General features: G+C 45.0%; 22 protein-coding genes and 1 riboswitch. Of the genes, 14 read left to right on the top strand and 8 right to left on the bottom strand.

Annotated features, from left to right (window positions below):
- Window positions 1-6: 6 nt before the first annotated feature.
- Genes YH65_RS02790 through YH65_RS02800 form a run of 3 tightly spaced genes read left to right on the top strand, consistent with a single transcriptional unit; the run spans window position 7 to window position 1,452 of the window.
- On the top strand, window positions 7-534 hold the full coding sequence (locus tag YH65_RS02790) for an FMN-binding protein (RefSeq protein WP_046550534.1): 528 nt from the start codon (window positions 7-9) through the stop codon (window positions 532-534).
- Window positions 535-538: 4 nt separating this feature from the next.
- Window positions 539-1,012 (top strand): hypothetical protein, encoded by a 474-nt coding sequence (locus tag YH65_RS02795; protein ID WP_046550535.1) that lies wholly within the window; start codon window positions 539-541, stop codon window positions 1,010-1,012.
- The gene (locus YH65_RS02800; protein WP_046550536.1) at window positions 1,009-1,452 is read left to right on the top strand and encodes a hypothetical protein; all 444 of its coding nucleotides are present in this window, start codon (window positions 1,009-1,011) and stop codon (window positions 1,450-1,452) included. The genes YH65_RS02795 and YH65_RS02800 overlap by 4 nt, the downstream gene beginning before the upstream one ends.
- Before the next feature lie 25 nt (window positions 1,453-1,477).
- Here the strand turns inward: YH65_RS02800 and YH65_RS02805 are convergent, their stop codons facing one another.
- Window positions 1,478-2,422, bottom strand: coding sequence for an FAD:protein FMN transferase (locus tag YH65_RS02805; RefSeq protein ID WP_052746068.1), 945 nt, complete (start codon window positions 2,420-2,422; stop codon window positions 1,478-1,480).
- Entirely contained in the window at window positions 2,419-4,353 is a 1,935-nt protein-coding gene (locus YH65_RS02810; protein WP_046550537.1) for a thioredoxin domain-containing protein, read from the bottom strand. Before YH65_RS02810 ends, YH65_RS02805 begins: the two co-directional genes overlap by 4 nt.
- A gap of 108 nt (window positions 4,354-4,461) precedes the next feature.
- Between YH65_RS02810 and dsbD the strand changes: the two genes are divergently transcribed.
- From dsbD to YH65_RS11185, 6 genes are all read left to right on the top strand, one after another.
- Complete coding sequence (gene dsbD / locus YH65_RS02815) at window positions 4,462-6,243, top strand: protein-disulfide reductase DsbD (RefSeq protein WP_052746069.1); 1,782 nt, start codon at window positions 4,462-4,464, stop codon at window positions 6,241-6,243.
- Between the two features lie 78 nt (window positions 6,244-6,321).
- Window positions 6,322-7,185 carry a CvfB family protein gene (locus YH65_RS02820; RefSeq protein ID WP_046550538.1) on the top strand — a complete coding sequence of 288 codons (864 nt, stop codon included), beginning with the start codon at window positions 6,322-6,324 and terminating at the stop codon, window positions 7,183-7,185.
- Between the two features lie 8 nt (window positions 7,186-7,193).
- Window positions 7,194-7,970 (top strand): thioredoxin family protein, encoded by a 777-nt coding sequence (locus YH65_RS02825; RefSeq protein WP_046550539.1) that lies wholly within the window; start codon window positions 7,194-7,196, stop codon window positions 7,968-7,970.
- 38 nt (window positions 7,971-8,008) lie between these two features.
- A complete protein-coding gene (locus tag YH65_RS02830; RefSeq protein WP_245609217.1) occupies window positions 8,009-9,556 on the top strand; it encodes an endonuclease/exonuclease/phosphatase family protein in 1,548 nt (515 codons plus the stop codon).
- Window positions 9,557-9,559: 3 nt separating this feature from the next.
- On the top strand, window positions 9,560-9,994 hold the full coding sequence (gene hemJ, locus YH65_RS02835) for a protoporphyrinogen oxidase HemJ (protein ID WP_046550540.1): 435 nt from the start codon (window positions 9,560-9,562) through the stop codon (window positions 9,992-9,994).
- 60 nt (window positions 9,995-10,054) lie between these two features.
- Complete coding sequence (locus tag YH65_RS11185) at window positions 10,055-10,894, top strand: DUF2231 domain-containing protein (protein ID WP_052746070.1); 840 nt, start codon at window positions 10,055-10,057, stop codon at window positions 10,892-10,894.
- A gap of 33 nt (window positions 10,895-10,927) precedes the next feature.
- Here YH65_RS11185 and YH65_RS02845 read toward each other — a convergent pair whose 3' ends face one another.
- Window positions 10,928-11,284: a c-type cytochrome gene (locus YH65_RS02845; protein ID WP_046550541.1), complete on the bottom strand. Its 357-nt coding sequence runs from the start codon at window positions 11,282-11,284 to the stop codon at window positions 10,928-10,930.
- Between the two features lie 135 nt (window positions 11,285-11,419).
- Window positions 11,420-11,500: riboswitch (cyclic di-GMP riboswitch) on the top strand.
- A 110-nt stretch (window positions 11,501-11,610) separates the two neighbouring features.
- Between YH65_RS02845 and YH65_RS02850 the strand changes: the two genes are divergently transcribed.
- From YH65_RS02850 to YH65_RS02870, 5 genes are read left to right on the top strand one after another with little or no spacing between them, the layout of a single operon-like run.
- A complete protein-coding gene (locus YH65_RS02850; RefSeq protein ID WP_046551994.1) occupies window positions 11,611-12,351 on the top strand; it encodes a type IV pili methyl-accepting chemotaxis transducer N-terminal domain-containing protein in 741 nt (246 codons plus the stop codon).
- A gap of 6 nt (window positions 12,352-12,357) precedes the next feature.
- The gene (locus YH65_RS02855; RefSeq protein WP_046550542.1) at window positions 12,358-13,137 is read left to right on the top strand and encodes a type IV pili methyl-accepting chemotaxis transducer N-terminal domain-containing protein; all 780 of its coding nucleotides are present in this window, start codon (window positions 12,358-12,360) and stop codon (window positions 13,135-13,137) included.
- A 13-nt stretch (window positions 13,138-13,150) separates the two neighbouring features.
- Complete coding sequence (locus tag YH65_RS02860; protein WP_052746072.1) at window positions 13,151-13,975, top strand: type IV pili methyl-accepting chemotaxis transducer N-terminal domain-containing protein; 825 nt, start codon at window positions 13,151-13,153, stop codon at window positions 13,973-13,975.
- A gap of 30 nt (window positions 13,976-14,005) precedes the next feature.
- A complete protein-coding gene (locus YH65_RS02865) occupies window positions 14,006-14,806 on the top strand; it encodes a hypothetical protein (protein ID WP_046550543.1) in 801 nt (266 codons plus the stop codon).
- Between the two features lie 12 nt (window positions 14,807-14,818).
- Window positions 14,819-18,016 carry a response regulator gene (locus YH65_RS02870; RefSeq protein WP_046550544.1) on the top strand — a complete coding sequence of 1,066 codons (3,198 nt, stop codon included), beginning with the start codon at window positions 14,819-14,821 and terminating at the stop codon, window positions 18,014-18,016.
- Here the strand turns inward: YH65_RS02870 and truA are convergent.
- Genes truA through coaBC form a run of 5 tightly spaced genes read right to left on the bottom strand, consistent with a single transcriptional unit; the run spans window position 18,008 to window position 22,446 of the window.
- Window positions 18,008-18,730: a tRNA pseudouridine(38-40) synthase TruA gene (truA, locus tag YH65_RS02875; RefSeq protein ID WP_046550545.1), complete on the bottom strand. Its 723-nt coding sequence runs from the start codon at window positions 18,728-18,730 to the stop codon at window positions 18,008-18,010. The two genes, YH65_RS02870 and truA, sit on opposite strands and share 9 nt — an antisense overlap.
- A 10-nt stretch (window positions 18,731-18,740) precedes the next feature.
- Window positions 18,741-19,766, bottom strand: coding sequence for an LptF/LptG family permease (locus YH65_RS02880; RefSeq protein WP_046550546.1), 1,026 nt, complete (start codon window positions 19,764-19,766; stop codon window positions 18,741-18,743).
- Window positions 19,759-20,499 (bottom strand): prepilin peptidase, encoded by a 741-nt coding sequence (locus YH65_RS02885; RefSeq protein WP_052746073.1) that lies wholly within the window; start codon window positions 20,497-20,499, stop codon window positions 19,759-19,761. The genes YH65_RS02880 and YH65_RS02885 overlap by 8 nt, the downstream gene beginning before the upstream one ends.
- Entirely contained in the window at window positions 20,496-21,185 is a 690-nt protein-coding gene (gene uppS / locus YH65_RS02890) for a polyprenyl diphosphate synthase (RefSeq protein WP_046550547.1), read from the bottom strand. The genes YH65_RS02885 and uppS overlap by 4 nt, the downstream gene beginning before the upstream one ends.
- Complete coding sequence (gene coaBC, locus YH65_RS02895) at window positions 21,178-22,446, bottom strand: bifunctional phosphopantothenoylcysteine decarboxylase/phosphopantothenate--cysteine ligase CoaBC (RefSeq protein WP_046550548.1); 1,269 nt, start codon at window positions 22,444-22,446, stop codon at window positions 21,178-21,180. Before coaBC ends, uppS begins: the two co-directional genes overlap by 8 nt.
- Window position 22,447 lies beyond the last annotated feature (1 nt).

The following is a 22,447-nucleotide window of genomic DNA, read 5'->3' on the forward strand; positions in this document are numbered from 1 at the left end:
AGCGTGATGAAAACTCTTTCTATATTATTGTGCTTATTCGGCTTTTGTTGGGCATCACCACTTTCTGCCAATATCAAGGTAGAACAGGTAGCCAAGAGTTCATTTGCTTCGGTGAGTGACATCGAGGCCAAACGGATCATCCTGACCAAAGAGCAGCACAAGCAGGTGCAGCAACGTGCTAGGGCTAAAGTAACTACTAAAGTCTATCGCTACTATCTGTTCAAGAGCGGAGGTAAAACCGTAGGGTACGGCATACTGATCAGCAGAAAAGTAAGAACGAAGATGGCAACAGTACTATATGGATTCACGCCTGCTGGTACACTGAAGTTCTCCGAGATCATGGCCTTTGGCGAACCACCCGAGTTTATCCCTAACGATACCTGGATGGGACAGTTCAAGAACAAAGGCCGCAATGCGCCGCTCAAGATGGGAAAGGATATCCCTACTATTAGCGGGGCAACGCTTTCTGCACGCAATATTTCCGATGGTGCCAGGATCGCCAGGGCATTGTTTGAGATAGCATCTAAGAAATAAGCCAATGAAATTTCTCATCACTAAAGACTTGGCGCACTCGCAACTGCTGGCCTACCTGATGGCCGGGGTGCTGATTGCGATATTTCTTTACCTGTGTCTTGATGTTGTGCTGCACTCTTATGTGATAGGTACTGACATGACGGAAATCCATACCACACTGTTCGGAAATGAAGAAACGTTCGAAGAGCCGATCCTAATTGACTCCTTACTGCTTCAGGTGCACATAGATCTTTTCATGACCATCTTTGTACTGGTGATACTCGCTGCCATTTACATCCGGCTGCATAACGCAACGGTAAGTATGAAGTGGATACTACATACCCTGTTTATACTGGGGTTGGCAGCACCACTTCTACTGCTGGGAGCCTATTTCTGGGCTGAAGCCTTTGTGCTGGTCTGGGCAGGATCGTTCCTGCTTTGGCATCTTTTGGCTTTTTGGGTCTGCCTTTCCATTTTCCCACGTTTAAAGTTCAGATGAAAAAGCTTAGCTATTTCAATATACCCATTGCCTATCTGCTGCTCTATACGGTAGTGATACTTGCTACGGGTGTATGGCTCTTTTTGCTCTCACAGGGACTGAACAGTGTTGAAGGGATCACTGGTGCCCTGAAGAAAGTGATCAGTACCCCTGAGCCCAAAAGTATGCATAATCTGGTAGAGGTAGCAACACCCCATCTCTTTGCTATGGGCATGCTTATTTTTGTTGTTGCGCATTTTATGCTTTTCAGTACGAAGATCTCCCAGAAAGTGTCATTGGCCGTGGCAATGGTTCTGTTCATACTTGCATTTTTTAATATTCTCTCCTATGGTGCCATCGCTTTTGGTCTGGTGGCATCAGGAGGGATCAAGCTGCTTACGATGGGAGTGTTTGTCGGGGTGTTTTTGGTGTTGCTTGGAATGGTAGCGGTTTCATTATAAAATATGTTGCGCATTGGAATGCATCCTACGCGGGTTTGTTGTATTTCAACCTTATTAACCCCTCCAAATTCCCATCAATGATATTTCCGTCAGGCTCTACTAGAACATATCCAATTTCATTGTGCTCTTTCAGGAACTGCAGGGCTTTGGCTTTTGGCATGACAGAGACGGCGGTAGCATAGGCATCGATCCTGCTATTATTCGCTCTGGTAAAGAGCGAGACTGAAACGAATGCCTTCCCCTGTGAAGCCGTTTTGGGGTCGATGAGGTGGTGTTCGCTCTTTTTGGTGGCGTACCGCCGGTAGGTCCCGCTGGTCGAAACGGAGAGGTCGGGTACTTTGGAGGTTACCTTTGCAAATGTTTCTTCAGTGAAAGGGGATTGCAGGTATATCTCGCAGGTACCAATACAGCGTATGTCACCGCTGAGTGCCATGATGCCGCCAGTGATATTTCTTTCAGACAAATATGCAGCAGCTTTGTCGACTGCATATCCTTTCCCTATACCCCCAAGGTCGAGGGTAATGTTTTTATCGGTAGTGATGAATGCTTGGCCTATATGAATGCTGTTGATATTCAATGGAGCGTTCTTCAGTGCTTTTTTGTCGGGTGATAACGGTTTTTCCTCACCGAAATGATAGAGATTTTTGGAAATGGAGCCGATAGTTACATCGAAGTACCCGTCAGTATCTTTGTAATAATGTTTTGAAAGCCTCAGTGCCTCTGCAAGATAGCTGTCATAGGGAACTTTGTGTGTTACATTCAACTGATAGAGCATGGCTGTGTGGTTATAGGTCGAGAGTGAATGTTCTATTTCTCCGATCAGTTCGAACGTTTTACTGATCTCCTGGTTGCTGTTTTTGGGAAGGGTGATGGTCGCATAGGTACCCATAAGCATCTGCATGCGTGTGAGCATGGGTTTCTCCGCAAAGAGGAAAAGCGGAAGGAGGAAAAGAAGAAGCGTACGTATCATCTCTTCTCTAAGAACTTGACGATACTTTCAAAGTCCTTCTCATGTCCGAAACAGCTGTTGGAGTTGCAGAGCATAAAACCGTTGTTGGTATCGTTCTTGAAAAAGGTGAAAGGGTAGGTGATCTCATCAAGTTGTGAAATATGCGGCAGTAGTGCATCGGTCTGCGCTTTGATGATGATGTCGTCCTTGAGGTAACGGATGGCCATCAGGCTCATTTTTGGGGTGGAGATTGGCTGTCTCATAATGTCGTAGGAATGGATCTCGAGTGTTTTGAAAACGAATTTTTTGTATACCGTATCGACCAGTGAGGAGAGAGAGTGAAGTACGGAGGTCATCGTGGCAACAGAAGAGGGATAGGAGCTGTCGTAAATGTCGGCGTCTGTCTCGAACTCGCCTCTGGAGAATTTCCACTTTCCATGCTGATAGTACTTTTCTATGGCATTGTTCGCCAGTTTGGTTGCCAGTACAAGGTGGCTTTCGTCCAGTGTGCTTTCATAGGCTTCGATAAGTGTTTCTCCCAGATAGGCATAATCTTCGAGAAATGCCTGAATCTTCGGCTCTTTGCCTATCAGTGTCGAGTGAAAGAGCTGTGAGTTGATATACATGGTATCGAGCAGTTTCTCCAGAGATCTTTTTGCCTGTTTGAGGTACTTCTTTTCCACTCTTCCCGCTCTGAAAAGAGTACTGATCATCATCGCATTCCACGAGACGATCACTTTGGTATCGATGAAAGGGTAGACACGTTTTTCATCCCTTCTTTTTTGCAAAGCCTCTATGGCTTTTTCATAATAGGGAATGTCTATCTTCGCAGGGTCATCCACTCTGACGATATTCTTGCCTTCAAAGTTTCCTTCCGGTGTGATATGCAGTGCTTTGGCCAGTTTGGCATGGGCCTTTTCGGGGATGCCCGCTTTGGAGAATGACTTGAGCGCCTTCTCGTAAGTATAGACAAAATATTTCCCTTCCTGACCCTCGGTATCGGCATCTGAAGCGGAGTAGAAAAGATCATTCTCGCACATTTTACTGAGCATGAAATCAATGGTCTCAAAAGCAACCTCTCTGTAGAACTCATTGTGTGTCACATGATAGGCCTGAAGATAGACAGAGGCAAGCAGCGCATTGTCGTAGGTCATCTTTTCAAAATGGGGTACCAGCCACTCGTTGTCGGTGGAGTAACGGCAGAATCCGCCCTCCACAAGATCTCTCAGTCCGCCCCTTGCCATAGAGGAGAGAGATTGGGCAGCCATGTTGAGTGCTTCTTTTTCCGCTGTAATACGGTAGAGGTTCAGCAGAAGTTCAAGGGTGGAAGCCTGGGGGAACTTGGGGGCTTTGTTGAAACCTCCCTCTTTGCTGTCGAAAAGCTGTTCAGCCTGTTTGAGGACCCTTGCCATGATGCTCTCATCGAGTTTGGTCGCCTGTATGCTCTTCTCCTGAGGGTTGAGGTGTTTGAGTATCTTGTCCGCTTCGTTGACCAGCACCTGTTTCTCATTTTTGTATTTGTCTGCGATAACTTCAAGCAGGGAAGAGAAGCTCATCATACCGTACTTGGGTTCATCGGGGATGTAGGTCGCCGAGTAGAACGGTTTGAGTTCTTCGGTCAGGAAGATGGATGTGGGCCATCCTCCGGGACGGCCGTTCATCAGCTGGTAAACGCTCTGAAAATGTTTATCAATGTCAGGGCGCTCTTCCCGATCTACTTTGACAGGTATGAAATACTTGTTCAGAAGTTTGGCAGTTTTTTCGTCACGAAATGATTCCTCTTCCATCACATGGCACCAGTGGCAGGAACTGTAGCCGATAGAGAGAAAAACAGGTTTGTGCTCGTCACGTGCTTTCTTGAAAGCTTCTTCACCCCAGGGGTACCAGTCTACAGGGTTGTCGGCGTGTTGTTGAAGATAGGGGGAGTGTTCATTCTTGAGATGATTGGCCATTTTGTCCTCGTTATTGATAAATGATTAATCCATTTTTGCTATTATTACACAGCTTATACACAAATAGTACAATAGAATACTATAATAATTCACCATAAAAGAGAGAAAATGCAGCATTTGATCAAAAAGTTACTTATTTTGAGTGTACTTTTTAGTGGTTTGGTATTTGGCGGTTTCAGTTCGGCACTGAAGAAAAACAAGTTTTTACAGCCAGAAGAGGCGTTTCATATCTCTGCGGTACAAAAAGACGATGTGATCGCAACGAAGATCACCCTGGCGGACAAGATACATATCTATAAAAATGATCTGAAGTACCGTATCGTCTCTCCCAAAAAGATAGACCTCAAACCCGCACTTCCCCCCGCACATGAGTTGGACGGTGACATGGTCTATGAAAAAGAACTTGTCGTTAATATCCCGGTAAAAGAGATCACCCGGAAGGTCAAAGGCGACTATACCCTCGAGATCGAGGTTGTCGGGTGTTCTGACAAAGGTATCTGTTATCAGCCATTCAGAAAATCTTTCACTTTCAAAGGCGCTAAAGCCGGATTCTTTGACAAGATCTCTTCATTGACACAGGAGGGGAACACCGCCAAGATCGCTGATGTTCTGGGAAGTGAGAGTTCTCTTTTTATCATTATTCTTTTCTTCATTTTCGGTCTGCTGCTGGCATTGACTCCCTGTGTATTCCCGATGATCCCTATCCTCTCATCTATTATTGTTTCCCAGGCAGGCAATGAAAAACCGAGTGTGGGGAAAGCTTTTTTTACCTCACTGGTCTATGTAGTTGCCATGGCACTGACCTACACGGTTGTCGGCGTGATCGCCGGACTTCTGGGAGCCGACATACAGACAGCCATGCAGAACCCCTGGGTACTGACAATCTTTGCTTTGATGTTCGTTGCTTTGGCATTCTCACTCTTCGGCTACTACGAAATAGGCCTCCCGGCCTCCTGGCAGTCCAAACTCTCTTCGATAAGTGATGAAGCCGGACAGAAGGGAGGTATTGTCGGTACAGCGGTCATGGGTCTGCTCTCCGCGCTCATCGTCGGACCATGCGTCGCTCCGCCGCTGGGCGGGGCTGTACTCTTCATCTCCCATACGGGTGATGCCCTGCTGGGCGGAACGGCACTTTTCGTCATGAGTATGGGAATGGGTATGCCGTTGCTGCTTGTGGGTATCGGTGCGGGTAAATTCATGCCGAAACCGGGTGGATGGATGACGGCCGTGTCGCAGGTGTTCGGTGTGATGATGCTGGGGCTGGGTATCTTTATGCTCTCACGTATTCTTCCCGACAGTATTACTTTGGTACTTTGGTCTCTACTTTTTATGGGTTCGGCGCTCTATATGGGTGTGTTCGATCCAAGCAGTGCCAAGAAAGGGATGAAAAAACTTATCCAGCTGCTGGCGGTCGTTTTCATGCTGTACGGTGCTTCTCTTTTTGTCGGTGCACTCAGCGGTGCCGACTCAATGTTGAGGCCTTTTGAGAAATTCACTGCGGGTGGCGGTACGGTCACCGCGGTTGTAAAAGAAGACAAATCAAGCCACCGTGGCTACAGCATCGACCGTCTTCTCAAAGAGGTGGCGGCATCGGACAAACCAGTGGTCGTCGATTTTGGGAAAGATTCCTGCACAGCCTGTAAAGAGCTCGAAGAGATCACATTTCCCAACCCCAAAGTACAGGAAGCATTGAAGAATTTCACCTTCATCAAGGTGGACCTGACGGACAATACCGAGGATGACAAAGCACTGCTTAAAAAGTTTGAACTCTTTGGTACACCCAACATCATCTTTTTTGACAAAGACAACGAATATATGCCGGAGAAGAGCCTGACAGGTTTCATAGAACCGGAAAAGTTTGCCGAGCATTTGGATCAGATAGCGAAATAGATCTGATCTTTGGCTATAATGGTATCTATAGAAACTTTATGCGTATAGCATAAAACAAAAAAATGAACGGAATAACCCATGACAGAAACAAAAATCCAGAATGAACATATAAAAATAGGTGAGGTCAATACCCTCAAGATAGAACGTGATACCGACTTCGGGTATTATCTTGCTGCCAAAGACTATGAAGAGGTACTGCTCCCCAATGTCTACATCATGGAAGATGAGATGCCTATGGGCTCGCTTCTGGATGTCTTTGTCTACACGGACAGCGAGGACCGTCCCGTAGCGACGACGAAGATGCCGTATGCGAAACTGGGCGAGTACGGTTACTTTACCGTAGTAGACTATAAGCCCTACGGTGCCTTTGTCAACTGGGGGCTCCCCAAAGACCTCTTTGTACCGCTCTCCCAGCAGAAAGAACATTTTCATATCGGTAAGAAATATCTGCTGCGTGTCTGCCTCGATGCGCAGACCGGACGGCTTTACGGAACACAGAAGATCGGCAAGTATTTCAACCGTGAAATGAAAGGGCTGCATCAAAACAAAGTGCTTGATGCTATTGTCCTGGCCCAGACACCGCTTGGCTATAAGGTGATCGCTGACAACCAGTATGAAGGGATGCTCTTTTCCAATGAGATCTTTGAGCCCGTGAAAGTGGGAGACCGTAAAAAAGTCTATATCAAGACCGTCCGCAAAGACGGAAAGCTTGACCTCTCATTGCAGCCCATAGGCAAACAGGCAAAGATAGGTGAAGCCGAAGGAAGTATTTTAGAACTTCTTAAAGAGGCGGATGGTGAGCTTCCTTTTACCTATAAGAGTGATGCAGAAGAGATAAAAAAAATGTTCGGCTTGAGCAAGAAGAACTTCAAACGTACGTTGACCGCTTTGATAGAAGCCAAAAAGATCGTTCTGCTTGAAGACAGTATCAAATTAGTGTAGGCGTCACAATGAGATCGGTTTTTATAACATTTATATTACTGAACAGCTTCCTTTTTGCTCTGTCGGGAGAAGAAGTGTTCAAGCAGAAGTGCGCTTCCTGCCACCAATACTATGTTCCCCAGAACAAAATCATAGCCAATGCAAAACATGACAACAAAGACTTGAACCTTGCAGCGCCCACGCTGACAGAGATGTCGTTCATGATCAAAGACCAGGTCGGTGACCGTGCGCTTGATGCGGAGGGGCAGAAATTCCAGATAGAGGAGTGGCTGACCGACTATCTGAATGCCCCGACCAAAGATAAAGGTGTCATACCTGATGAATTTACGCGTTTTTTCGAGGTGATGCCAAGTATGAAAGGGCAGCTTAACGAAGATGAGGTCGAAGCATTGACGGATTTCATCTATGTCTATTCCGAGAAAATGACTGTGGCCCACAGTGTGAAACGTTACAGTTATGAGGAAGCCAAAAAGATCGCCAAGGAGCAGAACAAGATCATTCTGATCGAAGGTTACATCTCTTTCTGCCGCGGATGTATACGCATGGACAGAGAAGTGATGGTAGAAGATAAGGTCAAGGAGGTGCTTAACAAAGATTTTGTTTTTGTCAAGAAAAACTTTCTGATCGAAAAACTGCCTTTGGGGATCAAACATCTGGGAACGCCTTCGTTCTATTTCATCAATTCGGATGGAGACAAGGTGATAGAAATGGTACAGGGTTTCGGTACTGCCGATGAATTCCTGGAATTGCTGAAAAATGTCAAAAAAATGGCGGAGAACCAGTGATCGATCTCCAGCAGGGTATAGGCTAAAGAATGAGAGCTATGATACATTTTGTATTCTTTTTGCTTCTGCCCCTGCTGCTTTTTGCCAACCCCTTCAAAGTGGCTTCCTATAATGTAGAGAATCTTTTTGATGCAGACTACCAGGGAACAGAGTATGCAGAGTATATCCCGGAGAAACACAACTGGACGAAACGTATGGCCGAGATCAAACTTGACCATACGGCCGAAGTACTCTGCGATCTCGATGCCGATATCGTGGCATTGCAGGAGATAGAGAATGAAAGTGTTTTCAATGCTTTACAGAAAAGACTTAAGAGAGTAGGCTGCCCCTACCGTTACGGCGCGATTACCCATAAAAAAGGTGCACCTATCCAGGTGGCACTTCTGTCTCATTTTCCTCTCAAAAAGCATAGGGACCTTCAGGTAAGCTTTTCTCCCTATGTCCGTAACATCCTGGAAGTGGAAGCAGAGGTCGACGGGTATCCTCTGACGATCTTTGCCAATCACTGGAAGTCCAAAAGCAGGAAAGGGGTTGAGAGCAAACGGATCGCCTATGCCAGGACACTTGAAAAACGTATTTTATCCATGCCGGCAAGCAAAGAATACATAATCCTCGGAGATCTCAACTCCAATTACGATGCCTACCTGACACTGCCAAAAAAACTGAATGATACACAGGGAAGGACCGGGATCAATCACATACTGAAAACGATTGATAATAATGAGCTTATCAGTAAATCCCAGATACGAAAAGCACCCAAAGGAATACATTACTCTACCTGGAATGAAGTGCCTTTCAAGGAGAGATGGAGTCATAAATTCTATGGGCATAGAAGTACACTTGACCATATCTTGTTACCTCCTTCAATGTTCGACGGCAAAGGGATCGACTATGTCAACAACTCTTTCGGGGTCTTCAAATCAGACAGGCTGTTCACTTCAAAAGGGTATATCAACCGATGGCAGATAAAGAACGGGAAACATACCGGCAAGGGGTATTCCGACCATCTGCCGGTCTATGCGGTTTTTGATACAAAACCGTATAGAGCCTCCCCGAAAGCTGCACCCGAAAAAGCAACAGTGGGCAGTATCGAAGATCTTTACAAAATGGATCAACTGGACCATCCTGTTGTACTTGAGGATGTTGTCGTCGTCCTGAAACGGGGGCGTTATGCCGTGGTCAAGCAGTCACCAAAAGGACGGGGTATTTTTATATTTGGTGCAGTAAAGGGTATGAAAGAAGGAAGGAAGCTTGACCTTCGTGTACAGGAAATCTCGACCTATCAAGGACTTAAAGAGATCACGGCACTGGTCAAACTCAGGGAAAAAGGTACGGCTGATCTAATACCTTATTATGCTTCACTGGATATGATGAGACAGAATGAGGTCGTACGCAATTTGGTCGGTGTGGTTAAAAACAGGTATGTATATGTCAATGGTAAAAAGATACCCCTCTATTTCAAAAACCGGAAACTTACACCCAAAAACGGGTCAAAAATCAAGATAGACTATGCACATCTTGGGTATTATAAGAAGTTACAGCTGGTCATTTACAGCAAAAAAGATTTTACGATTTTGGAGGATTGAAAGATGGCATATTATACATGGATACTGGCATTTCACGTCATGAGTTTTACAAGTTGGATGGCAATGCTTTTTTATCTGCCGAGACTTTTCATCTACCACAGGGAGCATGCTGACAACAAGGCTTTTGGAGAAGTAGTCGAGGTACAGGAGTACAAGCTCTATAACTACATCGGTGTACCTGCGATGTGGGCGACGATACTTTCGGGTGGACTTATGCTTTATCTGAATCCCGGTATTTTTCAAAGTGGTGGATGGATGCATGCAAAACTCTTCTTTGTTGCTTTGCTGATCGCATACAGTTTTTCACTCAATGTGATACGTAAAAAGCTGATCGTTGATCCCTACTACAAAAGTGGGAAGTATTTCAGATTCTACAATGAAGTACCGACACTGCTGATGATCTTCATTGTCATCATGGTCGTGGTCAAACCGTTCTAGTCATAAAACTAAATAGTTTTGTGTTATAATCTCTACACATCAACATTTAAGGAATGAATTATGCAATTACCAGCACTACCGTTTAAAATACCTGAGATACCACTACCGTTCGATATACCGGCACTTATGCACCCGCCGGTCGACCACTTTATCATTGCATTGCCGATAGTGGTGCTTTTATTGGAGATCATCAATCTTTTTACAAAAAAAAGAGCGATCGGAGTGATCTCTTTCTTCTTACTGATACTGACCGTTGTGGCGGCAATTGCTGCATATCTTACCGGATCTGCCGATGGAAAACATGCATGGGATCTTCTCTCGGAAGCGGGACAGGCGGACCTGAAGGCACATAAGCTGCTCGGTACCTACCTGATGCTGGCATCTGTCATTGTGCTTGTGTTCAAACTACTTTCCTCAATGATCCAGAGAGGAATGATGAAGGCACTTTACCTTCTGATCCTCGTTCTTTTTGTTGCAGGTATCCTAAAGCAGGGCAAAGAAGGTGGAGAACTGGTCTATACTTACGGTGCCAATGTCAAGATCGTAAAGATTAAAGATGACGAACTCTTTGATTGTAAAGATGACTTGAGTGATTATATAGCCGAAGAGAAAGAGGCTGAAGAGGAAGCCAAGGCGGTGGCAGAAGCAAAAAAAGCTGAAGAGGCCAAAAAAGCTGAAGAGGTCAAAAAGACAGAAGAATCTGCAAAACCGGAAGACAGTGTTGCAAAAGAGGAGTCTGCTGCGATAGATGCTCCTGAAGCTGTAAAAGATCATGCGGCAGCCGCTGCAGAAGTGGAGGAGAGTGCATCAAAAGAGGCATTTGAAACCAAAGAGGATAGTGCAAATTTCAAAAATGAAGCCCAGGCAGACGAGAAAAAAGAGCTTGCTCCTGCAGAATAGTACTGTCTTGTCTAAACCAGTGGAAGACAGTGATCAGGAGCTCCCGTCTCCTGCATTGTCATCGTAATCCAACTCGTATACTTCGTCCTGCTCCGTTCTTTTGAGAGTAGAGAGGTATTTTGCCATTTCAAGGGTCTGGTTCTCATCCAGGTTTTTGGCAAAAGATATCATCACGTTTCCAAATGCCGTTCGTGTTTTTCCGTTTTGCAAGTCTTTCAGCTTTTTGAGCAGTACCTCTTCTCTTTGTCCCTGCAGTCTGGGAGTCGCACCGATCCCTTCACCGTAAAGCCCGTGACATCCATGACATCCGTTCTTCAAATAGACTTCCGACATCGTTTCGGCATGCAGTATAAGGTTTAAAAAGAGTCCGAGTAATATCTTTTTTTTCATCCAAAGTACTTTTTTTAGGTTATTATATTCATAAAATGATGAAAAATCAATACAAAAAGAAAAAGAGAGAAAAATAACGTTAATTTAATATTATGACAAGTATAATTAATTAAGACAAAATTAAAGATTGTCTGAAAATGAAAAAGCCAAACCTGTTGTGAAGCAGGGACGGAAAGTCATGGGACTTGATAAAATTAAGTTCGCCAGATCGCCGCGTAAAGTAGTATCTATACTTTTTATTACTTTATTTTGGTTCCTTTTTCAATACAAAAAAAGGAGTTAAAATGCATAAACCTCTCCAATACTGGATAAAAATTTTTCTAATAATGTGTTTCTCAATCGGATTTTTGCATGCCATTGAGATCGCTAACCTTTCGCAGGCAGTGGATGTAGCCGGAAAACAGCGTATGTATACCCAGCGGATGCTGAAAGATTATGCAATGATAGGTTTGCAGAATAATTTCGGAAATCCAAAAGAAGATCTGACGAAGATAATGGCAAATTTTGAAAACCACCTTGACTCGCTGATCGCGTTCAACAAGGAGCCCAAAACAGAAGAGAGTCTCTTGAAAGTAAAGAAGTTGTGGGTTCCCATTAAGCAGGCACTGAATGAGCCGCCCAGCAAAGATAAGGCAGGAAAGATGCAGGAAGACCTTGAGGCACTTTTGAAGCAATCTAATGAGGCGGTCGGCCTCTTTGCCAAGCAGACAGGAAAAGAGTCGGGTGAGATCATCAATATCTCTGGCCGTCAGCGTATGCTTTCCCAGAGAATGGCGAGTCTGTACATGCTGAAAGTATGGGGTGTGAACGATCCCCAATTCAAAAAAAAGATGGATGCATCGATGAAGCTTTTCAAAGATTCTCTTGACCGCCTTATGAAATCAGATATGAATACACCGGAGATTACGGCACTCTTGAAAAAGGCGGAAAGAGCATTCAAGTTCTTTGAGATTATGAACAGATCAAAGTCAAAATTTATTCCGGCATTGATCTACAAAAAATCCAATGAGATCCTTAAAAACATGAATACTGCTACAGGACTGTATGCTGCACAGGAAGGTAAATAGTATATTATGAATAGAATGAAAAAAAGAATAAAAAAGATAGGGATCTTTTTCCTGCTGACAGCATCATTGGCGGCAGTTGAGATTCAAAATACGGAAGATGCGGTCAATATAGCCGGCAAGCAGAGAATGTTTACCCAGCGTATGCTGAAGGATTATGCCATGGTCGGGATGGGAAATACATTCGGCACTCCCGGCAAAGATCTCCAGCAGACTATAGATGCTTTTACAGACCATCTGAAGTTGTTGAAAGCATATGCCAAAAATGATGCAATTAAAAAGAGTCTGGATGAGATAGAAGTACAGTGGAAGCCTCTTCGGAAAATACTACAGGAAACCCCAAATCTCAGCAAAGTAGAAAAGCTGCAGGGGGATTTGGAAGCACTCTTGACGGCATCGGACAAAGCAACAAAGCTGTTTGCAAAAGAGACGGGGAAAAACTCTGGTGAAATTGTCAATATGGCAGGACGTCAGCGTATGCTTTCCCAAAGAATGGCAAGTCTCTATATGCTGAAAGTGTGGGGTGTCAAAGACCCGAAATTCAAACTAAAACTGGATGATGCATTGATGCTTTTCAAAAGCTCTTTGGAGAAGCTGGAAAAATCTCCGGTGAACAATGAAGAGATCAATGCTTTGCTGGCAAAGGTCAAGCGTTCATTCGTCTTTTTTGAAATGATGAACCGGTCAAAGTCAAAATTCGTTCCGACGCTGATCTACAAGAAGTCAAATGATATCTTGAAAAATATGAACAGTATTACAGAACTTTATGTCAAAATTGAATCAAAATAAAAGGAAGATGAAGATGAAAAATGTATGGATGAAAAACATAAGTATGGCGGTAGCGGCTGTTTTGATGCTCTCGGGCAGTGTCTGTGTCGTACAGGCGGAAGAGGCACCTGCAGTGGCAACAAACAAAGCGGTGATCGCAGATATTGTCAAACTGATCGATATTGCGGGAAAACAGCGTATGCTCTCGCAAAGGATTGCAAAAGATTATCTGTATGTCGGAAAAAAGGTAGCGGTATCCAAAGCAAGCAAGCAGCAGCAGAAGTCCATTGAAGAGATGATCGCTGCGCACAAGGTGCTGGTCGACTCCATTAACGATCCTGAGATCAGAAACCTGCTCTCATTCGTTGAACTGAGTATCGAAGATTTCAAAGCGACGGCGAATGAACCTTTCACACTTGACAATGCACAGCTGATCATCGACTTGAGCGAATCGATGCTGGAAGGTAGCCAGTATGTTGTTAATTCCCTCAAAGAGAAAGTAAAAGTGAAGGAATCGGCTATTGTTGGAAAATCAGGTAAGCAGAGAATGCTTGCACAGCGTATCGCAAAATACTATATCGCCTATCAGGCAGGGATCAAAGATAAGAATACGGTCGATCAGATGAAAGCAGCCGTTGCAGAATTCTCGGAAGCACACAAAGCACTGATGGCAAACCCCGCCAATACACCGGAGATCAACAGGAAACTCAATCAGATAGATAGATTGTGGAAGATCGTCTATAAATTCTACCTCAATATTGAAAAAGGCGGACTGCCTCTGATCGTTTTCAATACCACGGATGACATTACGAAGAAAATGAATACGATCACAGCAATGTATGTCGAACTGTATAAGTAAGATGACTTGCAGCATCAGGAAGGATTGCAGATGAAAAAGATCTTATGCATATGTCTGTTGGCAGGGAGTTTGTCCTATGCCACAACAGATATGAACAGTAGACAAAGTGTGCAGAAGAAGAGGATCGCTACAGTAACGAGAGGTGACGTCAAGATTATTGAAGCGACGGAAAATATACGTTTTTTGAGTCAACAGATCGTAAAAGAGTACCTTTTTCTGTTTGTTACGCCTCAGAAAGAAGCAGTGAAAGCAAAAGTGAAGAAGAGGCTGGTCACACTGAGTAACAATATACGAATGATCGCGGCCACGACAAAAGATGTTGATTCAAAAGATATTCTGGAATTCCTGGCATACAGTAAAGACCAGATCGCACAGACTTTGACCGAAGAGATTACGGAAGAGAATGCGGCATTGATGCTTGACTACAGCGAAACACTCCTGGAAGGGGCTGACTCCATTGCAGCGGCACATGCCTATGATTTCAGTAGTGAAGAGCGTATGCTGATGGCCACCAAGCAGATGGAGTATCTGATAGAGCGTATCATGAAATACTATATGGCACTGCATGTAGGTTTTGACAATCCTACAAATCAAAACCAGATGAATAAGTCTATCGCGCAGTTTGGTAACAAGCTGCAGGATATTGAAGCCTATACCTATCCTAAAGAGATTGGTGGTGTAAAAAGCAAGATTTTGAAATCATGGTATGCGAATGGCTTTTATCTTGGAAAATCTGAAACGCTTTTCATTCCAAAGCTTATGTTGATATCGACAGCACATCTGGAAGATCTCATTGTCAAGATCGCCTTATATCATAACCAGAATCAGTAAAGGAGAATAAGAATGAATCTGTTAAACAATAAAAATATTTTTTCCTTTCTAATCGTACTGGTCCTGGTGGTTTTTGGGGCCATCTCCTACCAGACATATTTTGCATACAATGACTACCAAAAAGCAGAAGAGGGTAAAAAAGAAGTCCGTTTTGTCGAACTGCTTAGCCAGACAGTCGATGCCATAGCCAAAGAGCGTTTGGAGAGTGCAAACTATATGGGTAGTGGAGGTGCCGCTGCCGGCAGTGAATTGAAAGCCAGCCGTGAAATAGTGGACCATACGGTGGATGCTTTGGAAAGCTATGTCAGACAAAATACAAACCTGAAACTACATGACAAAAGAATTGTCATGGTTAAAAAGAAGCTCTCAAAGGTCAGGAACAAGATCGATACCCTGGGGTCCGACTATAAAGATATTTTTTATACCTTGTATCACCAAGAGATATTTCAACCTCTTGTCGGAGCGATCAGGATTGTTGTGGCGAGAGAAGAAGACCCCGCCATGAAAGCGTATCTTTCCAGCTATACCGATTATTTGAATACCAGTGGTAATGTACTGCTGGAAGACAGCGGGATCCTCTATGTGCTCAATGGAAGATACCCGATGAAGGATGAGGATCTTCAAACATGGGACAGCTTGCTTTTGCATGATGCCCTACCTTCTTTGAAACAAATTCCTGATTATGACCTCATGAAGAGTCTTGCATCGATCGTTTCGGCAGATGCCTATGAGAAAATAGGGAACCCGGAGCGTATTAAAGTGCTTTACAATGCGGATACGGGAGAGTATAAAGTCACGCCAAAAGAATGGATGAAGCAGAGTGAAAAGAAAACCGGCTATCTGACACGGGCACAGCATATTCTGTTAGGGACTGTGCAGGTCAAAGCAGAAGACCGTGGCATAGAAAGCAAAAACAGTTTGATGCAGTATGGGGCGGGAACACTTTTTGCACTTTTCGTACTTTTGGTCATGCTCATAGTCAATCACAACATCAACAAAGACAAGCAGCTCTTTGATGATACCTTAAGAGATATAGAAGCTGTTCTGAACAAAGAGCAGCAAAAAGAGCTGCAGGAGCTTATCGACAGACATGATGTAAACAATATCTACAGATTTCTTGTCAATACGATCCGGGAGGCCAATCAGGCAAAAGACCTTTTCCTGGCAAATATGTCTCATGAGATCCGTACACCGCTGAACGGGATCGTCGGATTTACCCAGCTGTTGAAGTCTACAAATCCTTCACCTGACCAGGAAGAGTTCATTACGGTCATCGAGAACAGTTCAGACAACCTGCTCGCGATCGTGAATGATATTTTGGATCTCTCAAAGATCAAAGCGGACAAGATCGAGCTTGAAAGCATTCCTTTCAATGCTATAGAGAAGTTTGAGTCTGCCATAGAGTCCTATGGAGCCAGAGCAGCGGAAAAAGATATTGAATTAGGTGTCTTTATAGATCCGGACCTTCCTACCCCGTTGATCGGTGACCCGACAAAAATTTCCCAGATACTTGTCAACCTTATCAGTAATGCCATCAAATTCACCAGTGCACACGGGACCATTGATGTTCGTATGGAAAAGACAGGGGAAACAGAGAAAGATGTGACTGTGAAATTCTCGGTCAAAGATACCGGTATCGGTATTACAGAAGAGCAAAAAGGTAAAATATTCGATGCCTTTTCCCAGGCGGATGTCAGTACCAGCAGAAAATTCGGCGGTACAGGCCTGGGGCTTGCCATTTCCGGAAAATTGACCGCGTTTATGGGCGGTAAACTTGATATTGACAGTAAAGAAGGAGAAGGCTCGACATTCTTTTTCTCTTTAACTCTGCCAAAAGGTGAACTTGCTTCAGTGCTGCCAAGACCAAAAATGAACGGCTTTACTGTAGCGGCGGTACTGCCGCAGAAAGAGACAGAGAGTCTTTTGGTACGCAATCTTCATGACTATGTGGGTGCGACAGATGCAAATTTTGTGATTTACAGCAAGGATGAATTGCTCAAAGAACAGAAGAATGCAATGCCTGACCTTCTTTTCATAGACCATGCATATTGTCAGCATGGCAACGAACTTGAAAAGTATCTGGATCTTCATACAAGAACGGTACTCTTTACCACAAGTGACAAGAAAAGACAAATTGAATCACTGATGGAGAGGATCGACAAGATCGTCTATAAACCGATCAACCTTAGCAAAACGTTCAAGGCACTTGAAGTTGTTTACAGTGAGATAAATACTGCAGACGTATCACGCCATGAAGAAGAGAGTGAAAAAGCACAGTTCAAAGGTCTTAATGTATTGGTAGCCGAAGACAATACGATCAACCAAAAACTCGTTTTGAACATTCTGAACAAACTTGGGTTGGATGTGACGCTTGCCAACAATGGAGAAGAGGCACTGCATCTGCGTCAGGAGAATGACTATGATATGATCTTTATGGATGTGCAGATGCCCGTGATGGGAGGGATCGAAGCGACAAAAGAGATCCTAGTATATGAAGAGAAGCACCGTAAACATCATATTCCTATTGTTGCACTGACAGCGAATGCACTGCAGGGAGACAGGGAGAAGTATATCGGCGCAGGGATGGATGACTACCTTTCCAAACCGCTTGTACTTGAACAGTTAATACAACTGTTGAAGAAGTATTTCACAAATAAGATGGTGCTTTCCGAGAGTGAGGAAGAGCAAAGGCCCCCAGAAGAACAAGGCACGGATGAAGAAGTAGCGGCAGCATCCAAAGCAGATATAGGTAGAGAGGAAGAAACAGTTGAAACAAACAACGTGCAGGAAGAAGCAGTAGTTAAGGCTGAAGTACCTTCTGTCGAGAAAGAAGAGCTAGAGCCAGTGCAAGAAGAGATCGTTATGAAGGAAGAAATCGTCATAAAGGCTGATATACTGTTACATCATGAAGAGCCTTTGTCATCAAAAATATATGCAACCATGCTTCGAAATCTGGGCTACAGTGTAGATATAGCGGACTCAACCATAGACTTTATGGACAAAGTGGAGAACAACCAGTACCGCTTTGTACTCTTTGATGCCGATTCATTTATGCAGATACACTGCCTGATAGCCGATATCGTGCATGATGCAGGTGCAAGACCTTTCCTTTTCATTTCTGAGAAAGAGATCGGGAATATATGCTGTGAAACATTAGGTATGGAGCCTGATGTTGAGGAGATAAGGGAGAAGCTGGAAGCTTCAGTATAGGATCCTTGCCAGATAAAGCCCCTGCGGAGGGGCCAGTCTGCTGTGGTATTTCTTTTCCGTATTTATCTGTTTTTGCAACTGTTTAAGTGAAAGTACCCCTTGTGCACACAGCATGGCAGACTCTACCATCATTCTTACCTGTGAGCGTAAAAATCCGTTTGCACTAAAATAGATGAAATGATATGTCCCTTCCTGCCTGTAGTTTGTAGCATAGATCATTCTGACCGTTGAATGTATGTCGGAACCAGTTTTGTGAAAATAGGCGAAGTCATGCTCACCTTCGAACATTGACAGTGCGCTACGAAGGATATCCGCATCAAAACCACTGTAGTGTGAGACATATTTTCTTTCGAATATGGAGGGTTCACTCTCTTTGAATACATATCTGTAGATACGTTTTTTAGCAGAGAAGCGTGCATGAAAGTCCTTGGGCACAGCAGAAATGTGTTTAAAAGATATCGTAGAGAGTTTTCTGTTGAGGCTCTTTCTGAGTCTGTCCGGGTCGTCCCAGAACTCAGGCAGGTCAAAATGGATGACCTGCCCGCTGGCATGCACGCCGGCGTCGGTACGCCCACTGCCTGTGACGGGTGAGATAATCTGAAGATCCCTGAGGGCATTTTCTATGGCAGTGGTCACGGTCTGCTTCGTACGTGTCTGTTTCTGAAATCCCTGATAGGCACTTCCATCATAGGCAACTACGGCTTTTACTCTCATGGTCATCCTTTTAAAAATACCTGGCTACACGTTTCTCAAAAACAGCTCTGCCAAGAAGGTAGACCGCAATAGCTGAAATGATGAATGCCGGGATATTCCCCCATTTTTCCAGAGAGGAAGCAACAAGATAGAGGAAAAGTGTACTTGAAAATATGATAATGAAAGAGTAGTTTGCCTGATAGCGTGGATTGATCATGGCAAAGGCAGCGACCAGATAGACCGAAAGGAGAGGGATCAGGCTGACAAAGAGGTAAAAAAGTGCTCTTCCCATTCTGTTTTTATCTGTTTTTATTTTTGCCCAGTAGGAGAGGATATCCTGAAAATGGAAACGGTATTTCTGTTTGCTGTCAAAGACTTCCAGTGTCTTGTATTTAGACTGCTGGAGTTTCTCTTTGCTGTAAGTGTAGCCGTAGCCATCCTTCAGGAGTAGAGAGGCGACCTGTTTGCCTCTGTTGAGCTGTCCCTCTTTGGAGGAGAAGAACTGCTCTTCATCCTTTTTGGTCCGGTTGTAAATGACCATATCATGAAAAAGTCCACTTTTGTCATCTTTTCCTTTGACATAAATGTAGTAGTCACCGAACTTTTGCCCGAGTTTCCCCGGAACGATGTTGAGTGTCGCCTCTGCTTTTTTCTTCTCTTTAAATGCATTGTAGAGCTGTTTGCTCATAGGAATACCCAGAAAGGAGAGAGTGGCAAGCAGTATAGAGAACAAAACACCAAGCAGCAGTATGCTTCGGAGTACTTTTTTTGCCTTGAGGCCCAGGGCATAGAGTGCAATGAGTTCATTGTCCTGTGAGAGTTTCATTAATGTGTTGGTCACTGCAGCGATGAAAGAGAGGGGAATGGTATAGAAAATGATATTGGGCAGTGAATAGCTGTAGAGCAGCAGCAATTCTAGAAAATTTATCTGTATCTGTGCGGTCAGTGCCGAGATCTTGACCAAATATACAAGGGATATGATAAGAAAAAAAGGGATGAATATGGTCAAGAATGCTTTGGTGAAATTTGACGAGATATACCCTTTGACATTAACCATAAATGAGCTTCTCCAGCAGTTGGACGGCTTGTGTATCGTAGAGGTAGACAATGAAGGTTGCCATAGCTAAAAAGGGCACAAACGGAACCCCTTTTTCACGGTAGATCAATGCCGGGACCATCGCCAGTATAGCCGAGAGGAAAATAGCAACGAAAAAGTTGGGAAAACCGAGCAGGGCACCCATGGTGCCTGCCACAATGACATCTGCGCCGCCCATTGCCTGTCTCCGTGCGATAAAGGAGGAGAGCAGGCCAATAAGGTAGAGTCCTCCTGCGGCCATAGCTGCATAGAGTGCGGCATGCAGAAAGTCAGGCTGTACCAGTGCGAAAAGCAGTGCGGCGAAGTTCACGTTGTCCGGAACGGCCATATATTTGAAGTCGATCATCACCAGGGCGAAGAGTGCGGCAAAAGAAGCTGCAACAAAAGGCAGGTACCAGACCAGCCCGAGTTTCAGGTAAAGCATCAGGAAGATGACACCGGTCAGAAATTCGACGACAGGGTACTGCACGGAGATTTTCTCATGGCAGAAATAGCATTTCCCCTTGAGAAAAAGCCAGGAGAAGATGGGAATATTGTGCCACCACTTCAACGCTGTCTGGCAGCTCTGGCATTTGGAAGAGGGAAAGACGATGCTCTCTCCCTTGGGGATACGGTAAATGACTACATTGAGAAAAGAACCGATCATTGCTCCGAAAATAAAGACCAAAAAGGCCATAGTAAGGGTTTCTGTCATGCCAATCCTCCAAATCGTCTGGTACGCTGCTCGAAATCTGTAATGATCTCATCGAGTTCCTCTGCGGTGAAGTCCGGCCAGAGAGTCTCGGTGAAGTTGAGTTCGGCATAAGAGAGCTGCCAGAGAAGAAAGTTGGAAATCCGCTCCTCGCCGCTGGTTCGTATCAGCAGATCAATGTCGCTGTAGGGGGTTTGCAGGGAAGAAGAGATATCGGCTTCCGTCAATGTTCTTTTCCCTTCGGCGATCACTCTGTTCACGGCAGCTGTTATTTCCGCTCTTCCTCCGTAATTGAGAGCAAGGATATGGGTCAGGTCGCTATTGTTCCGTGTTGCCTCTTCCGTGATTTTGATACGCTTCTGCAGTTTGTCCGAAAAAGCCGTAATATCACCGATGGCCATGAAACGTACATTATTCTTCTGATAGGTCTCAAGCTCTTTTTGCAGATAGCGGTCGAGCAGTTTCATCAAAAATTCCACTTCGAGTTTGGGCCTTTTCCAGTTCTCAGTACTGAAGGCGTAGAAGGTCACCGTTTCGATGTCCGGTGCTTTGGCGCAGTAGAGGGTAACGTCGCGGATGATCTCTACACCTTTCTCATGGCCCTTGGTACGGTTAAGCCCACGCTGCCGGGCCCACCTACCGTTCCCGTCCATGATGATGGCAAGATTCTTCAGCTTGGTTTTAGGCATCGCAAAGTGCCTTGGCTTCTGACAGTATCTTTTCGGAGAGTATCAGTTTGGTGGCTCTGCCAAGCGCTGTCTCACCTTTTTTGGTAATGAAAGTGATCTCGTTCTCTTCGGTACCAAAACTCCCCGAATCACTCAGGAGGTTGTAGCAGACTGCATCCACCTCTTTCTCGGCTAACAGTTTTCTGGCATTTTCAAGGCCGTTTGCTTTATCCATCTCCGCTTTGAATGCAATGGTCTTGATCCCGTCTTTTCTCAGTACAGAGAGGATGTCTTCTGTCTGAACGAGTTCGAGCACCCAGCTCTCTCCCAACATACTTTTTTTCAGTTTGCCCTTCTGTGGGAATTTCGGTGTGTAGTCCGCTACCGCGGCTGCCATGAAGAGGTAGGGTTCTTTCTGTATGAGGTGTACAGGGTCACTGCTGTTCATGCTGGCTCTGCTCATCTTGCCCTTTTTGGCGACGCGTACGGCATCCTGTGTAAAGTCGAGCATCTCTTTGGCGCTTTCGACTTCGATCGTGTAGAGACTTTTGGGCAGGCCTTCGTTACCAGTCGTAGTGATGTAGCAGACATCGGCACCCCTCAGGTAGAGCGCCAGGCAGAGTGCCTGTGCCATTTTTCCAGATGAGTAGTTGGAGAGGTAGCGCACTTCGTCGATCTTCTCTCTGGTACCCCCGCCCGTAACAACGATGCGGCGGTCATCCCAGAAAGGTTCTTTGAAAAGGGCTTTGGCTGTTGCAAAAAAGATTTCCTGCAGGTCTGCCAGTGCACCGCTCCCTACATCGCCGCAGGCAAGCTGTTTTTCCTGGGGCTCGATAATAGTATAGTCGTTCACAGTCAGCATTTTCAGAGAGCCGGCGGTATAGTGGTTTTTGAGCATCTGCGTGTTGGCGGCCGGAGCGACCAGCATCGGCCCGGCATAGGCCAGGGCCGTTTGCAGCAGAATATTGTCGGCGATCCCTTTGCTCAATTTGTTGAGTGTGTTGGCTGTGGCGGGGGCTATGACAAAAACATCGCACTTCTTGCCGATCTCGATGTGGTTGAGTTCCGAACTCCAGCTCTCGGAGTTTTCTGTCAGTACCGGGTTGCGTGTCAGGGCTTCAAAGGTCAGGGCCGAGACAAAACGTTCGGCACTTGGACTCATCACCACGTGCACCCTAGCACCTGCCTTGACGAAAAGCCTGGCAAGGTCACAGGCCTTGTAGGCCGAAATGCTTCCTGTTACACCGAGAAGTACGGATTTTCCGTTGAGATTGATCTGCATA

This window comes from Sulfurovum lithotrophicum (assembly GCF_000987835.1).
GTDB lineage: Bacteria > Campylobacterota > Campylobacteria > Campylobacterales > Sulfurovaceae > Sulfurovum > Sulfurovum lithotrophicum.